This window comes from Rickettsia typhi str. Wilmington, assembly GCF_000008045.1.
GTDB classification, from domain to species: domain Bacteria; phylum Pseudomonadota; class Alphaproteobacteria; order Rickettsiales; family Rickettsiaceae; genus Rickettsia; species Rickettsia typhi.
This window is the reverse complement of sequence record NC_006142.1, coordinates 765211-781755: the sequence shown is the minus strand read 5'-3', so window position 1 is coordinate 781755 and position 16545 is coordinate 765211. Positions and strand designations below refer to the sequence as shown.

Sequence of the window (16545 nt, the reverse complement as noted above, 5' to 3'; positions counted from 1 at the left end):
ACTGTTATGCAAGAGTTTCTTGCTTGAGAGATATTGCAGATCTCATTAACTAAAACATCTGAATAATTGTACTAATATTTTATATTAGGTACGTCACACTTTAACTTGTCATGCGGAAAACACAAGATACAAAAGTACTGAATATTTGATCAGAATAAATGGTAGAAGTAATAAATAGCAATAATGTGGATTTATTTTAACTAAGTATCTTAGATTGAGCTTGAAATAATTTGATGATACTAATAATATTAATTGAGTAGTATTAAATTAGAAATTATATAGGATTTACTAAATAATGATTTGTTTACAATCTTAATTTAGAAGCTAAGTAAGCTGATTTTCAATCGCATCAAATTTTTAAATTCCAAAATTTTTTTGTAGGAAACATATTTTAAATAAAAAAATAAAATAATTTCGAAATTTTAGTTGACAGGTCTGATTATATTGCATATAACTGCAACTATATAAAGCGAAAGTCGTAGCTGTTTTAAAAAGTAAATAATTAGATATAGATAGTGATAGTAAAAATGTACATATCACAAAAGTGATAATTTAACTTGTCAATTTTAAAATAAAACTGACAGAATCAAACTTGAGAGTTTGATCCTGGCTCAGAACGAACGCTATCGGTATGCTTAACACATGCAAGTCGAACGGATTAATTAGAGCTTGCTCTAGTTAATTAGTGGCAGACGGGTGAGTAACACGTGGGAATCTACCCATCAGTACGGAATAACTTTTAGAAATAAAAGCTAATACCGTATATTCTCTACGGAGGAAAGATTTATCGCTGATGGATGGGCCCGCGTCAGATTAGGTAGTTGGTGTGGTAATGGCTCACCAAGCCGACGATCTGTAGCTGGTCTGAGAGGATGATCAGCCACACTGGGACTGAGACACGGCCCAGACTCCTACGGGAGGCAGCAGTGGGGAATATTGGACAATGGGCGAAAGCCTGATCCAGCAATACCGAGTGAGTGATGAAGGCCTTAGGGTTGTAAAGCTCTTTTAGCAAGGAAGATAATGACGTTACTTGCAGAAAAAGCCCCGGCTAACTCCGTGCCAGCAGCCGCGGTAAGACGGAGGGGGCTAGCGTTGTTCGGAATTACTGGGCGTAAAGAGTGCGTAGGTGGTTTAGTAAGTTGGAAGTGAAAGCCCGGGGCTTAACCTCGGAATTGCTTTCAAAACTACTAATCTAGAGTGTAGTAGGGGATGATGGAATTCCTAGTGTAGAGGTGAAATTCTTAGATATTAGGAGGAACACCGGTGGCGAAGGCGGTCATCTGGGCTACAACTGACGCTGATGCACGAAAGCGTGGGGAGCAAACAGGATTAGATACCCTGGTAGTCCACGCCGTAAACGATGAGTGCTAGATATCGGAGGATTCTCTTTCGGTTTCGCAGCTAACGCATTAAGCACTCCGCCTGGGGAGTACGGTCGCAAGATTAAAACTCAAAGGAATTGACGGGGGCTCGCACAAGCGGTGGAGCATGCGGTTTAATTCGATGTTACGCGAAAAACCTTACCAACCCTTGACATGGTGGTTATGGATTGCAGAGATGCTTTCCTTCAGTTCGGCTGGGCCACACACAGGTGTTGCATGGCTGTCGTCAGCTCGTGTCGTGAGATGTTGGGTTAAGTCCCGCAACGAGCGCAACCCTTATTCTTATTTGCCAGCGGGTAATGCCGGGAACTATAAGAAAACTGCCGGTGATAAGCCGGAGGAAGGTGGGGACGACGTCAAGTCATCATGGCCCTTACGGGTTGGGCTACACGCGTGCTACAATGGTGTTTACAGAGGGAAGCAAGACGGTGACGTGGAGCAAATCCCTAAAAGACATCTCAGTTCGGATTGTTCTCTGCAACTCGAGAGCATGAAGTTGGAATCGCTAGTAATCGCGGATCAGCATGCCGCGGTGAATACGTTCTCGGGCCTTGTACACACTGCCCGTCACGCCATGGGAGTTGGTTTTACCTGAAGGTGGTGAGCTAACGCAAGAGGCAGCCAACCACGGTAAAATTAGCGACTGGGGTGAAGTCGTAACAAGGTAGCCGTAGGGGAACCTGCGGCTGGATTACCTCCTTAAAGACTAAATTAGTATATTAACTTTATATTTATATAAGTGTAATTACTCAGTCCAAATATTTACTGTCACTATCTTTAACTAATTGTTTCTTTTTAAAACTATACTCGTCTTTCTTCCTTCTTAAAATCCATTCTGTTTTTTTAAAAGTATTAAAGTAATGAGTTATGTATTCATTAAACTTATTGCATATCTTGTTGTTAAGACTTTATCCATAAAATCTAGTAGTTTTTACATATTAAAATTTTGAACATATATAAATGAACCAATTTAATTTGGTGTTCTGCTCTAGTTGTATTGTAGTAAATACTAGTGAGATCTTAGTGCACGGTGTATATTATTTATGTGTGAATTATTAATTACTTTTATATTCTTGCTAGCAAAGTACTAATATTCATTGTTTTTGTACTATATTAAAACATCATTTTACTCAATCAATTTTTATAATGAATGTATTATATTTAAAGTTTGAAAAATTTTAGCAATTTTATATGCTGTTGTTACTCATTTTTTCTTCTTTTTAGCTATAAATTTGTAAGGTTTTTTAAAAAAGTACATATTTTCTGAAACAATTATCAATTTTAAGTGCTTTTTAAGCAATAATATATAAATTAATTATTTAAAATTTATAAAAATATCTTAATAAAATGAAATAAATATTTTACAATAATATTAAAAAATATTAAGGGTAAATATATGCATTACTTAGGATATGGTGGTCTTTCTCTTGGTACAATACTTGCAATAGTAATATCATTTAATGTGAATAAATCAATATTATGGGCTATAATTCATGGGTTTTGTGGTTGGTTTTATGTTGTATATTATTTGTTATTGAAAAAATAATATATTTTGCTCACTTTCTGCTGAAGATGATTTATATTTCAAGTGTTTGTACTTACCTCATGTATATTTATATATATGAGTGGCAAGTATTTCTGTATTTTTTTCAAGTTTTTAATGTAGGTTATAAAAAATCTAATGATATGGATCATTTACGAGAATAAAGGCTTTATTTTACTTTAAAGCATCAAGTTGATTTCTTGTTAGAAAACTTATTTGATAAAAATAATGCTATATTAAAACATGAAGAATATATTTATGAATTTACATTATAGATTATAACAGATGAAGCTTAAATACATTAAATATATTATATCTCACAATTATTGAATTAGTTAATAACGATCCAAGAATTTTTGGAAATACTCTCAATAGTATTTATATACAGGATATCTTGTAGTTATGTATATTTCGTTACGTAGAATTAATACCTTTTCACGGCTGTATAAATAAATTTGCTAAGCCGTTTAATAATAACACAATATATTAACAAAGTTATCGAATATTATTCAGTTGATTAGTATTGATATCGATGATTATGTGAGTTTATTTCTTGTTAATAACATTAATGGATTTGCATATAGATCATACTAATCTATTAAAGAAAATATGTTGCACATGTGATTTACTTTCTAAAGTCGTATATGTTTATATTTTCTTTAATTATAGTTATACTATATTAAAAAATCTCTAAAAATGACACACATTAAAGTATACAATGATCTATTAGATATATTGCTTCAAGATATAGACTCAATAATGAATTTTTACAATTGATATCTATCAAGATAGATACTTTAGGAGTTATGATTGCAATAAAATTTTTTTATTAGAGATCATATTTTTCTTTTGCACATCTTTATATCTAGTATTTATTGCATAAATTTTACTGTAATGCCTTAACTTATAGTTTTTATATACAATTGTTATCGATAAATTGTACGCAATGTGCAGTAGCTGTAACTTTTTTATTGATGATAGAAGTAAATTGATGTATTTTATAGTCAATTGATTTGGATTTACATACATAATTATTTCTTTATTCTTAGTTCCTAATCAATTTCATTTAATTAATTATATGCAATTGATAATGCAATTGATAACTAATTTTAAAATGATAATAAATATTTGAATATAAGCTAATTAGATTTAGCAGCTAGTATATAAAAAGTTTTTATTGAATTATTATGTATGACAAGATGACAAGTAAAAAGAGAATTTTCAATATACTTGAAAGTATCTTTATTGCTGTCTATTGTAAATGATCAATTTACGACAGAGTTTGTCTGATCAAAATTAGAACTTAGTAAAATATTGAAGAGAAATATAAGAATGTAGGTAAGGAATTTTAGAATGTAAAGAAAGAAAATATAAATAATAATTAATCAGTAATTTATAAAGGCATACAATAATACTATTGTACTCAAAATTTTATATAAAAAAATACGGATAGTAATTCCAATATAAAAATATTTTACAATATTGAACCGTAATAATTTTTTTGTTAAAATTTTATTTCTTTTAGTCTTATTTTAAATGCTATTATCTATTCGTCAGCTCTAAATCTGCTCTTGACATTTTCAATAATTACCATATAATATGGTAAATTTTATAAGGATGTCAATATGCAGAAAATATTACTTCAAGGTTATGATATAAATATGAATAATACAAATCCTGATATTAAGGAAATGAGAACCTTAAATGACTTACCTTCGGCTAAAGCTTGTGAATATTTTATATATGCACATGGTTCAGAGTTTTTTTATCAAAATTCTCATTTAGGTTTATTAGGAAGAATTCAGTTATATTTTATGCCTGATCCTTCTTACTTGTCTGTAAGTATATTATCTGATGAAGGTGTAACTTCTATGTTGGATATTACACTGCTAAATAAAATACAACGTAATACCCCTGTAAATCAATGTAATATTGTTCATATATTTTCTTGTCATTCAGGTGCAGCGCAACATCATTTAAATTTTATAGAAGGGAATATTGTTTTATGCACTTATAATAAAGCAAGTGATAGTAATGTTATACAATTAGCTAAGAGTAATTATGAGACTAGAACAAAAAATCACTCTTCTCTGATAGAATATATACATGATAATTTTCATTTATTAGTCGCCTCAGATTTTAGCATAAGTTATAAATTAGATAATAAAATTTATAATTTTTCTTTCAGTGCTGATAAAATTAAAAACATGAAAAGCATAGAAGAGTTACCTTCTTTTTTATATAAAGAATATGGAATTTTTGTAGAGTTTTATAAAAATATATATGCACAATATCATAAATCATATCCAGAAATATTTAACAGCAGTATAGAAACAAAGCCGAAAGGGTTAACATACGCTGATTTAATAAGAGTATTTAATAGAGCTTTAACTTTAGAAGTATATAATTTTAATAAATTTTCTCTAAGAAAGATAGAGAATATGTTAAATCAGAAAGGATTAAATACTGATTTTAGTATAGATCAAGCGATAGAGCAAGAAAATTTTGAATTATTAATTTCATTACTTAATTATGATAATACTAAAATACAGTTCTATACTGTTAATAAGGCTATAGAGAAAGGCAATTTAGATATTCTAAAAGCTGTACTTGAACATAGCACTACAAATATAATACCTTATAATATTGAGAGGGTTATCGAGAAAGGCAATTTAGATATTCTAAAAGCTGTACTTGAACATAGCACTATAAAGATAGAATCTAATAATGTTGATACTGCTATAGAGAAAGGCAATTTAGATCTTTTAAAAGCTGTACTTGAACATAATACTACAAAGATAGAATCTTATAATATTGATAGGGCTATAGTGAAAGGTAATTTAGATATTTTTAAAGCTGTACTTGAACATAGTACTACAAAGATAGAATCTTATAATTTTGATAAGATTATTGAGAAAGGTAATTTAGATATTTTTAAAGCTGCGCTTGAACATAGTACTATAAAGATAGAATCTTATAATTTTGATAAGATTATTGAGAAAGGCAATTTAGATATTGTAAAAGCTGTACTTGCGCATAGCACTACAAAGATCGAATCTTACAATATTAATAAGGCTATAGAGAAAAGCAATTTAGATATTTTAAAAGCTGTACTTGAACATAGTACTGCAAAGATAGAATCTTATAATATTGAGCGGGCTATAGAGAAAGGTAATTTAGATATTTTAAAAGCTGTACTTGAACATAGTACTGCAAAGATGTACTCTTATAATTTTGATACAGTTATAAAAACTGGTAATCTAGAAATGCTAGATATGGTACTTCAACATTTGGATATAGCGGTAGATAGCTATAATATTTATGTAGCACAACGTACTAATAATTTGGAAGTTATTGAATTAATAAAAAAATATCATAATCATACTATAAATAATATTATGCCTGAAGTCTATTCTTCTATAGAAGAAGATGTTACAATATTGGGAGCTGAAATAGTGCAGTAACTGGATTTTCTATTTTTTGGATCGATTTTACTGAATTTCAGCATACGAGAACGAGTTGATAATCCAGAAAATAAAAAAGTTATTTAATAAACTTCTCTTCGGATATTCAACTGATAGAAGTTATTATCTCAATCTTAATTTTTGAAGAGATATAATAGAAATTAAATATTTCTTAGAATTATTTTACTTAATTCATAATTTAAGTGTGAGAAGTTTATTTCTTCAAATCCTTTTCTTGGAATAATAATTATTGCGAATTTAATCGCCTTAACACTAGAATCATTAACAATAATTCTCATTAAATGCCGTATACGCCTTTTAATTTTGTTTCGAACTACAGCTTTTTTATTTAGCTTTCTGCTAACTTTAATGCCTAAAAAGGTGTTATATTTTGATTCAAGGAAGATTTTTGGAAGTTTTTTAGCTATTACCAAAATAAAATACCTCTCATAAAACTTTTGTCCGAGCTTATTTATAAGCTCAAATTCCTTTTGATTTTTTAAAGAGGTAATACACAATTTGATAAGTCAGATTATTTTAAGCAGATAATTTATGTCTACCTTTAGCACGACGTTTTTTTAAGATTGCCCTTCCAGTTACAGTAATCATTCTAGATCTAAAACCATGTCTTCTTTTTCTAACTAAATTACTAGGTTGAAATGTACGTTTCATTATTTATACCTAACAAAAATAAAAATTAATTTAAATCAATATATAATGCTGTAGCTTGATCATGAAATTTGTCTTCAAATCTATGTTTTAAAAAAATCAAGCTATCAAATTATAATATAATTTTATTAAATATACGCTTTGGATTGCTGTACAATACTTGTAAATCCATCATTGTTATTTACGGCAAGTTCTGCAAGTACTTTACGATCTATATTGATTCCTGCTTTTTTAAGAGCTCCCATAAACTGAGAGTAAATAAGTCCATGTTCTCTTACCGCCGCATTTATTCTTTGAATCCATAAACCTCTAAAATCACGCTTACGATTTCTGCGATCTCTATAAGCATATAGAAGTGCTTTTTCAACTTTTTCAATAGCAACTCTAAAACAGCTATTCGCTCTACCTCTATAACCTTTTGCTAATTTGAGGATTTTTTTATGTCGCTTTTTGGAAATTTTTCCTGATTTTGCACGTGTCATTGTTTTAGCTCCTAATTAATTTATACCGTACGGTAAAAAATATTTTTTAATATTATACCCGTCTTGAGGACAAAGTATTGTAGTGCCTCTAAGATTACGAATTTGAGCTTTAGTGCGACGACGCATAAAATGTTTTTTACCTGCTTGAGATGCAATAACCTTGCCTGTAGCAGTAAATTTAAAACGTTTTTTTACGGCAGACTTTGTTTTTAATTTAGGCATAATGTTCCTTATTTTGGTATTTCTTGGATATTTCTCGATTTAAACTGTAATTAGGTATACCAAAGCTACGTTACAGAATAGAAAAGTAAATCATAGTTTTTTTTATTAGTTATTGCAAGATTTTTTTATAAAAATGTATTAGAATGTGATGCATCAATGAATAATATAGTTATAATGTTTGGATATAATCCTAAAAGAAGCGTATTAAGCGGTGATGGTACTAAGTTAGAAGTACAGTCTATTTTTAAGACTATACAAGGGGAAGGTATTTTTGTAGGTTATCCTTCAATCTTTATTAGGCTTGGAGGGTGTAATCTTGCATGTAATTTTTGCGATACGGAGTTTGAGGATTTTGAATTAATAGATATAGATCAGATTATAAATAAAGTACAAAATTTGTCATTAAATTCTAAAAATTCAAAAACGATTAATTTAGTAGTAATAACTGGTGGTGAGCCGATGCGTCAACCTATAGGATTATTATGTCAAAAGTTATTAGACCAAGATTTTAAGGTTCAGATAGAAACGAATGGTACGTTATATCGCTCTTTGCCAAAAGGTGTCTTTATAGTTTGTTCACCGAAAGTTGGTAAAACTGGTTATAATAAAATAAGAGAAGATTTATTGCCTCAAGTTTGCGCGGTAAAATTTATTATTTCTAAAAATATTATTGAATATAGCATCATACCGGAAGTAGGCCAAAGCGCCTATAATATACCGGTTTTCGTCCAATCTATGGATCAAAACGATAAAAAACTTAATGCTGAAAATAATGAGTTGGCGGTAAAATTAGCACTAGAAAGTGGTGCTAGGTTGTCTCTACAAATTCATAAATTTTTAGGCATTGAATAAAAGTTACATTGAAAATGCTGATTATTTAAATAAGTTTAAGTGGATTGTGAAGCAGTTATAAAGTACATGCACGAATTGACATATGTAATACAGTAAAAATTGTAATTTCAGTTTTTGCTGGATTATTATGCTACTTTTGTATTCACTGTCAATATGATAGATATTCTAAAAATACTTGAATTTTATATTAATTGACTCTATTATAATCTTCTTTAAGTTTAAAGTGTTGAAGTAATGAGTGAAATATTAGAACTTGAAGCTAAATCTCGTACGGAATTCGGTACTGGTGCAGCAAGAGCGTTAAGAAGAGAAGGTCGTGTTCCTGCTATTATTTATGGTGCAGGTAAAATACCTATTAGTATTTCTTTGGAAGAAAAGGAAATAACTAAATATTATAGAAGGCCGGCTTTTATCTCTCAGTTAATTAATTTAACAATTGATAAGAAACAATATAAAGTATTACCAAAAGCCGTGGAATTACATCCAGTTACTGATATAGTACGTCATGTTGATTTTGTCTTTTTAGAAGCCAAAACACAAAAAATGGAAGTACCTGTAGTATATGAAGGAAAAGAAAGAGCTTTAGGTGTTAAAAGAGGTGGATATTTTAATATAATAAAAAGAAGAGTAATTTTATTATGTGATATTAATAATATACCAAGAAACGTAACTATAGATGTTACCAATATGCCTATTGGTACTTCGCTAAAATCGTCGGAAGTAAAATTGCCTATAGGATGTAGTTTTGTGACAAAAAAAGAATTTGTACTTGCAACTATTATCGGACGTAAAGGAGTAAAAACTGAAATTGAAGGAGAACAACAAGTTGCTGGAGCAATGCAGTAATGTAAGTTCTCATGACAATAGCACTTGTCACTTGCTGAGACATTTAAATCGTAAGGATAAAGCGACGTTAACAGTAGATTTTTTGTTAAATTACTCAGTAGTGTAATGACAACAACAGAATTGATTGGACTTAGTAATGTGAAGCTAAGGATTGCATTATTTTGTACTTCTTTAAATCAATATTTCGCCAATAATTTTCATTATATTTATTAGGTACATTGTTATGATTCTTGTTATTGGCCTTGGTAATCCAGGAATAGTGTATCAATACACAAGACATAATATCGGTTTTATTGCGATAGAGAGAATAGCAAATAAATATCATTTATCATTTAGTACAAAACAAAAATTCAATTGTAAAATTGCTGAAGCGATTATTGATAGACAAAAGATTTGTTTTATAAAACCTACTACTTATATGAACTTGTCTGGTAAGTCAGTAATTTTGGTAAAAACATATTATAATATCAACTATGAAAAAGTTTTTGTGATTCACGATGATATTGACTTGGAAATAGGTAGAATAAAGTTTAAAACTGGTGGTAGTAATGGTGGGCATAATGGTTTGAAATCGATTGATTCGATTATAGGTAGTCATTATAACCGTATTAGGATTGGTATTGGTAGGCCGCAAAATAATCATGATGTAGCAGATTACGTACTTAGTAATTTCTCAGAATCTGAGTATAAAACAGTAATGCAATCTATAGATAATGTTGCTAATAATTTTGGTTTAATATTAGAGCATAAGTTAGCAGAATTTAAAAATAAGATTGTATAATATTATTTTTTGTAATGATTTGATCCTTTAATAGTTCTTATTAGAAGGCTTGTTTATGTGATTTGTTGTACTTTCATGATTGAATGATTTATTAAAAAATCCAGTTAAATAATATTAGTATTTTTAATTATTTTCAGGATGCTATATGTACTTTATGCACCAAGGCACAAACGTAATGAAAGGCAAGGATATACAATTTTTGTAATGATTAATGTTGCAGAGATTGATCTATCATGATAGAGACTTAAAGATGCTAGCGAAAAGACAGTGCTGAGTAGGCGAAACATTTTTATTTTCTTGTTGAGATGAAATTTGTTGCAGTAATTAGTTACATGAGTTTTTGGGTTGAGTCTTACTCATTACTAATGAAAATATAAGTAATCAAAATTACGGTCCTAAGCTTTAGCACGTTATTATTCATCTTGTTATTATGGATTTTTAAGAAAAATCTTGTTATTAGAAACTAGGCTATCAAATTAAATTTGATATGCACTGAATGTATTGTTACGGTCAAATTTATGACATTAAAACTCGGAATTGTTGGGTTACCAAATGTTGGTAAGTCAACGTTGTTTAATGCATTAACTGCAAGTCAGATTGCGGATGCAGCTAATTATCCATTTTGTACTATTGAGCCTAATAGTAGCAAAGTTTTAGTACCTGATGAGCGTTTACAACGACTCGTCAGTTTAGCTGGAAGCAACAAAATGGTCCCATCTTACATTGAGTTTGTTGATATTGCAGGTCTTGTTAAAGGAGCAAGCAAAGGGGATGGGCTTGGTAATAAGTTCTTATCGCATATTAGAGAAGTTGATGCAATATTGCATGTACTGCGTTGTTTTGAAGATGATGATATAATACATGTACATAATAATGTTGATCCGCTGTATGATATTGATGTGATTGAGACAGAATTAATACTTGCAGATATAGTATCACTTGAAAAGCATTTTAATAAAAGTGAAAAACGCTTAAGATCAGGTGATAAAACAATGGTAGAGCAAATAGCATTATTAAAAGAGATTTATAAAGTTTTGGCTGAAGGTAAACCTGCAAGAATTCTAAATGAAGTTTTAGGAGCTGATAATTTAAAGCAATTACAATTAATTACATCTAAGCCTGTTTTATATGTTTGTAATGTTGTTGAACAGGATGCAGCTATAGGTAATGAATTTACGAGATTAGTGTCAAAAAGAGCAGAGACAGAAAAAACTAAAAGTATCGTAATTTCTTCAAAAATTGAATCTGAAATTGCTTCACTTGAAAGCGTAGAAGAAAAAGCAGAGTTGTTAAAATGTATAGGTTTAAATAAAACAGGGCTTAGTAAAGTCATTAAAGAAGGTTATAATCTTTTAAATCTTAAAAGCTTTTTTACTATAGGTCCTAAAGAGGCTCATAGTTGGACTTTTAAAGACGGCACACTTGCACCTGCTGCTGCTGGCATTATTCATACCGACTTTGAAAAAGGTTTTATTAGAGCAGAAGTCATAGGTTATGAAGATTACATAAATCTTGGTAGTGAAGCAAAAGCTAAGGAAGTAGGCAAAATGCGTTTAGAGGGTAAAGAGTATAAAATGCAGGATGGGGATATAGTACATTTTAGATTTAATATTTAATATGTGCTATAACTCGGAAAATGTGTTAGATATTCCTATAAGTTATATAGTAAACTATACTCTTCCTTTATTTATGTCAATTTATTCTATTTATAGAATTCATTATAGTGAATGGTGAAAGAAGTTTTGAGCAATAGAAATTGTATTCATGATATGGCAATAATAAGGCGTAGAATTATTATATTTATGATACTTCAGATTGCAATTACCTGTTTCCTTATAAAGAATTTGCTTCAATCATGAAAATTATATTCAAACGAATACGATTATTTTAATATTAGTTTAAAGAAATTTAAATTATATCCTTAATTTTGCAAAGTTTTAACTTGTATAGTGATATCATTTTTTTGCATAGTATCTTATGATAATCCTAAACCTATATTGACTTAAGTTAAATAAAGCAACTTTAGTTTTTGTAAAAGAAAATATCAAATTATAAAGCAACTAGGGATTGTATAAGATAATAAAAATATCAATTTTCAAAATGTTCTAGAAGTCTTAATCATGTAACTATAATAAGTGCAATCTATAGTTTTAGTGTAAAAGTGATTTTAGTGAATTATTTGTCATGTTGTAAGAATAAAGAATAAGAAATTTTTATTAATGATGATTGTACTATGGTTTTAGATTCACAAGATCCTGAATTTTGATATGTAGTTAATACATATATCACTAATAAGTTTTTAAAATAGGATACAGTAAACAGATCAACTGGAAAAAGAAAAAAGGAAAAAGAAAAATTTACTTCAAATAGTATTGAAAGCTTTTCATAAGTGTTTATTTTTGCTTAAATAATATAGTGTGTATTAGAGTAATAAAACTTATGAAAATTATTGTAAAGATTCCAGTGTGGATGCTCCTATCCTTATTTATTTTATCACCGACTACGGAAACAATTTATACTTCAGGATTACCAAGTTTAACCAAATATTTTAGTATTGATGGTTGTATCACGCAAATTACGTCTACATTATATTTTCTAGGATTTGCAGTTGGTATATTATCGCTTGGAAGATTATCTGATATTTATGGGAGAAGACCTATAGTTTTACTTGGGCTTTTTATTTATATTGTCTCTTCAATTATTAGTATTTTTTCAGTTAATATAGAGATGCTTATGATAGCGCGTTTTATACAAGCTTTTGGTGTAAGTGTAGGTTCTGTTATTGGACAGTCTATGGCGAGAGATTCATATCAAGGTGCCGAATTATCATATGTTTATGCTATCTTATCTCCGTGGCTATTATTTATCCCTTCTCTAGGTTCGTATATAGGTGGATATATTATTGAATATTCAAGTTGGCATTATGTTTTTGTATTTTTTAGTCTTATAGGTACTATATTATTAGCTTTGTATTATAAAATTTTACCTGAAACAAATTATTACATAGATTTTTCACAAAGTAGTAAATATTTTGAGGTTTTTAATATAATTATTAAGGATAAAATCCTTTGGTTATATGCTTTTATCATTGGTGCATTTAATGGTATATATTATGGTTTTTTCATAGAAGCACCTTTTATTTTGATTGATAAAATGAAAGTTTTGCCATCTTTCTATGGTAAATTAGCATTTTTGTTATCTTTTTCTGCTATCTTTGGAGGTTTTTTAGGAGGGTATTTAATAAAAAAACGACAGGTACACGATAAAAAAGTTATGAGTATAGGATTTATATTTAGCTTATGCGGTTGTATATTGTTTGTGGTCAATGCTTTTATATTAGAGTTTATTCTAGTGAGTAATGGTCTTGCAATCTCGATGATATTTGTGCCGATGATGATTCATATCATTGGGCATAGCCTACTTATACCTATTACGCTTCGTTATGCCCTTGAAGATTATGCAAAAGTAACAGGTACTGCTGGTTCGATATTCGGAGCAATTTACTATATAGTCATTGCTGCTGTAACTTATTGTGTTTCTAAAATACATGGAGAAACAATAAGTAATTTTTCTTTATTATGCTTAGTTTCAAGCATTAGCTCTGTTATTTCATTTTACTATATTTGTATTCTATATAAGAAAAAGTCAATTGTTGCTAACGAAAAATGATATTATTATTTTGATAACAATGCTTCAATATTGTTTATACCATGGTTTAGCTTAGCCCACGATATCTAGAAAGAAACCTAAAATACTAATATTATTAGTATTTTTAACTAGATTGTGTCTAAATCATTGCATGACAATATGAAATAAAATAAACTCCAAAACGGTTACGACAATTCATTTTATACCTCTCATTAAATTAGAGATGAAAAAAATCAAGCTACAATTTCATTATAACCAGGCACATCATCTGTATGTTCTTCACCTTCAAGAGAAATATCTTCTTTTAATGCTTGCATACTACAACTACTAAATACATCAAGATTATTCTGTGTGTCTTGCCATTTTGAACTTGCTAGTTTAAAACTTACAATACAGTTTTTAATTTCTTCTAATGTATAATTTTGTATTTCATTTAAAAAATTCTCTATATCTATTTTTGTTTCTGGATTTTTTTCAACGAATGAATCAAAAAATTTCTTAATACCTGCTAATACTTCTTCTTTGTCATGTGCTATATCTTTTGTATTTTTAGCATCTAGAGCTTGAGCTATCGGTGCATCAACTATATCTTCGTTGTGTGTTATATCCTCTACATTTGCATAACTTTTATCAAATCCATTATTAGAAGTATTAATATGGAATAACTTTTTATAAGCATCATTCATAACAATTTTATCCTGAGGATTGTTTGCATTATAATTATTTATTATAGTATCAATAACTTCTTTAAACTTTTCATTATAAAGTGCCTCTCTAAAGTAAGAGCTTTCATATATAGATTTTTTAGCAAATTCTTTTAGCGCTTGAAGATTTTCAATGCTAGAATCACTCATTTCAGCATGTTTTTCTGGAATATAAGTTGGTATTTCTATTAATTTATCACCAAAAATTCTTTGAGCTGTTATTTCGTCTGCTTGTTGTGTTGCGGCTAATATTTTATGTGGCATATTATTTTTTAACAACTCTAGTATTCCTCCACCACAACAAACAGTTTTGTAATCAGCATTATTTTCTTCTTTTAATGATAAATATAAAGCATTATCTATCTTACATTCATTTGCTTTTAATAATTGCCATGTTTGCAACGTTGGGTCATTAGCATATATTCCACCATCAATAATTGTGTGTAATTTAGTATTGGTTATATTACTGAAATGGTGGCTAGGGAAATATCCAGGTGCTGCTGTTATACCTTGTATTATATCTGAAAGGTAATAATCATTATCTTGACTTTTTCTCGCTTCTATAGTAGAGAAAGTGATCAGAGGGTTTTGTTTATTATTTAAATCATAACCTGTAACTATAACCTCACCAATTAAATCCTTTAGTGTATAATCTTTACAATATTTTTTTAATAACTTTACTAATGGTTCAGGAGAAAATTTATAGCTGAATAAGCCATTACAACTCCATAATTTTCTAAAAGTCAATCCTTCTGGAAAAATATTGTGTACCATTCCTTCAAAGAGTTTTTGCGCTTGTTCTGCACTAAATAAAGGTTTTCCTGGATTATTAGGATCCGGTAAATTAAGCAAAATCAGAATAAGTCCACCAACACTTGTTCCTCCAGTAAAATCAAATACCTTGCAAGTAGGCTTACCTGTTATTTGCTCTATTACTTTTAATTTTTCTAAATGAATCTCTCCTTTTACTCCGCCGCCTTCAAGTATGGCTAAGCTACTCTTTTTAGTATTGCTTATATCTACCATAACTACCTTTTAAAAGATTATAGAGCAAAATATAATAATAAAAACTAATTTTTGTCAATAAATTTATCTCGAAATAATTATAATTATTAGTAAACAAGACCATAGTATATAGTTAATTATTATGGTATGAGATATGCGAATTAGTAATATTCAGAGTCTGAAATAAAATAATTGAATCTTCAGAACTTCATTACTTCAATAGTACTGTAAGATGTCGTTGTGTATGTGAAGTATCTGATAAAAAGTAAAATTAATTTAGCTATTCTACTGGAATACCTGTGTAACTTTAAAGATTAAAGATTTCATATCTAAAAATGATTACATTTCTAATGTAGATTATCTGTTATCCTATTATAAATAATGAAAAATATTAAGTCACGTCTCTTCATAAGAAAGATCGTAAACATCTTTTGTTAAGCAATAAACTTGATATTAGTTATATTAATACCACTAAATGATTAGCACTGAAATTTTACTTATGTTTAATATTATAGAGTAGAGATTTTTTTAAATCTGTATAAATCTGGAACATTAACTGTAGATAATATGTTTAGTCTAAGTAAATTTATAGATTCTAAAAAACTATTTTTAATAAGTATCTTAATAAATTATTTAAAGATTATAACAAAGAAAATGATCAATCATAAAGTTATTGCACTGTGTATGAAATAAAAATTCTCTTCCTAAAATATTTACAATATCATGTGGTTTACTGCTGTATCTTTAAGTAAATAATTATTACCAAAAAAAGTAATATCAAATTTAAGTAATAATTCATTAAATTTAAAAATCTAATTCTAAAGAATAATAAGTATTTTATTAAATAACTTTAATTACTTTTTAAAACTCTAATGCTATAATAGGTCTTATTACTAATGCAAAAACATTTAAAGCCAAGCATAATCAATTTGCTTATAACATTA

At 28.8% G+C, this 16545-nt stretch carries 11 protein-coding genes and 1 rRNA gene; 7 read left to right on the top strand and 5 right to left on the bottom strand.

The features are described 5' to 3' along the window. Nucleotides 1-588 precede the first annotated feature (588 nt). Together RT_RS02975 and RT_RS02970 are read left to right on the top strand one after the other, a co-directional pair. Nucleotides 589-2087: ribosomal RNA gene (locus RT_RS02975) — 16S ribosomal RNA — on the top strand. A 2466-nt stretch (nt 2088-4553) separates the two neighbouring features. Further along, nucleotides 4554-6392, top strand: coding sequence for a hypothetical protein (locus RT_RS02970; protein WP_011191046.1), 1839 nt, complete (start codon nt 4554-4556; stop codon nt 6390-6392). 161 nt (nt 6393-6553) lie between these two features. Here RT_RS02970 and rnpA read toward each other — a convergent pair whose 3' ends face one another. The 4 genes from rnpA to rpmI all read right to left on the bottom strand — a co-directional run bounded on the left by rnpA (nt 6554) and on the right by rpmI (nt 7765). Then, complete coding sequence (gene rnpA, locus RT_RS02965) at nt 6554-6910, bottom strand: ribonuclease P protein component (protein ID WP_011191045.1); 357 nt, start codon at nt 6908-6910, stop codon at nt 6554-6556. Nucleotides 6911-6929: 19 nt separating this feature from the next. Continuing rightward, on the bottom strand, nt 6930-7064 hold the full coding sequence (rpmH, locus tag RT_RS02960; protein WP_011191044.1) for a 50S ribosomal protein L34: 135 nt from the start codon (nt 7062-7064) through the stop codon (nt 6930-6932). A gap of 125 nt (nt 7065-7189) precedes the next feature. Then, nucleotides 7190-7543 carry a 50S ribosomal protein L20 gene (rplT, locus tag RT_RS02955; protein WP_011191043.1) on the bottom strand — a complete coding sequence of 118 codons (354 nt, stop codon included), beginning with the start codon at nt 7541-7543 and terminating at the stop codon, nt 7190-7192. A 15-nt stretch (nt 7544-7558) separates the two neighbouring features. Then, complete coding sequence (gene rpmI, locus RT_RS02950; RefSeq protein WP_011191042.1) at nt 7559-7765, bottom strand: 50S ribosomal protein L35; 207 nt, start codon at nt 7763-7765, stop codon at nt 7559-7561. Nucleotides 7766-7939: 174 nt separating this feature from the next. Between rpmI and RT_RS02945 the strand changes: the two genes are divergently transcribed. The 5 genes from RT_RS02945 to RT_RS02925 all read left to right on the top strand — a co-directional run bounded on the left by RT_RS02945 (nt 7940) and on the right by RT_RS02925 (nt 13913). After that, nucleotides 7940-8617 (top strand): 7-carboxy-7-deazaguanine synthase QueE, encoded by a 678-nt coding sequence (locus tag RT_RS02945; RefSeq protein ID WP_014419448.1) that lies wholly within the window; start codon nt 7940-7942, stop codon nt 8615-8617. 234 nt (nt 8618-8851) lie between these two features. Continuing rightward, nucleotides 8852-9463, top strand: coding sequence for a 50S ribosomal protein L25/general stress protein Ctc (locus RT_RS02940; RefSeq protein ID WP_011191040.1), 612 nt, complete (start codon nt 8852-8854; stop codon nt 9461-9463). 223 nt (nt 9464-9686) lie between these two features. Beyond that, a complete protein-coding gene (gene pth / locus RT_RS02935; protein ID WP_011191039.1) occupies nt 9687-10244 on the top strand; it encodes an aminoacyl-tRNA hydrolase in 558 nt (185 codons plus the stop codon). A 518-nt stretch (nt 10245-10762) separates the two neighbouring features. Then, nucleotides 10763-11860 carry a redox-regulated ATPase YchF gene (gene ychF, locus RT_RS02930; protein WP_011191038.1) on the top strand — a complete coding sequence of 366 codons (1098 nt, stop codon included), beginning with the start codon at nt 10763-10765 and terminating at the stop codon, nt 11858-11860. 823 nt (nt 11861-12683) lie between these two features. After that, nucleotides 12684-13913 (top strand): Bcr/CflA family efflux MFS transporter, encoded by a 1230-nt coding sequence (locus tag RT_RS02925; protein WP_011191037.1) that lies wholly within the window; start codon nt 12684-12686, stop codon nt 13911-13913. A gap of 212 nt (nt 13914-14125) precedes the next feature. On the opposite strand, the gene RT_RS02920 is transcribed toward RT_RS02925, so the two are convergent. After that, on the bottom strand, nt 14126-15622 hold the full coding sequence (locus RT_RS02920) for a patatin-like phospholipase family protein (protein ID WP_011191036.1): 1497 nt from the start codon (nt 15620-15622) through the stop codon (nt 14126-14128). Nucleotides 15623-16545 lie beyond the last annotated feature (923 nt).

Coding starts and splice junctions, on each gene's coding strand:
- RT_RS02970 (WP_011191046.1), top strand. CDS start 4,554: ATGCAGAAAATATTACTTCAAGGTTATGATATAAATATGAATAATACA.
- rpmH (WP_011191044.1), bottom strand. CDS start 7,064: ATGAAACGTACATTTCAACCTAGTAATTTAGTTAGAAAAAGAAGACAT.
- rplT (WP_011191043.1), bottom strand. CDS start 7,543: ATGACACGTGCAAAATCAGGAAAAATTTCCAAAAAGCGACATAAAAAA.
- rpmI (WP_011191042.1), bottom strand. CDS start 7,765: ATGCCTAAATTAAAAACAAAGTCTGCCGTAAAAAAACGTTTTAAATTT.
- RT_RS02945 (WP_014419448.1), top strand. CDS start 7,940: ATGTTTGGATATAATCCTAAAAGAAGCGTATTAAGCGGTGATGGTACT.
- RT_RS02940 (WP_011191040.1), top strand. CDS start 8,852: ATGAGTGAAATATTAGAACTTGAAGCTAAATCTCGTACGGAATTCGGT.
- pth (WP_011191039.1), top strand. CDS start 9,687: ATGATTCTTGTTATTGGCCTTGGTAATCCAGGAATAGTGTATCAATAC.
- ychF (WP_011191038.1), top strand. CDS start 10,763: ATGACATTAAAACTCGGAATTGTTGGGTTACCAAATGTTGGTAAGTCA.
- RT_RS02925 (WP_011191037.1), top strand. CDS start 12,684: ATGAAAATTATTGTAAAGATTCCAGTGTGGATGCTCCTATCCTTATTT.
- RT_RS02920 (WP_011191036.1), bottom strand. CDS start 15,622: ATGGTAGATATAAGCAATACTAAAAAGAGTAGCTTAGCCATACTTGAA.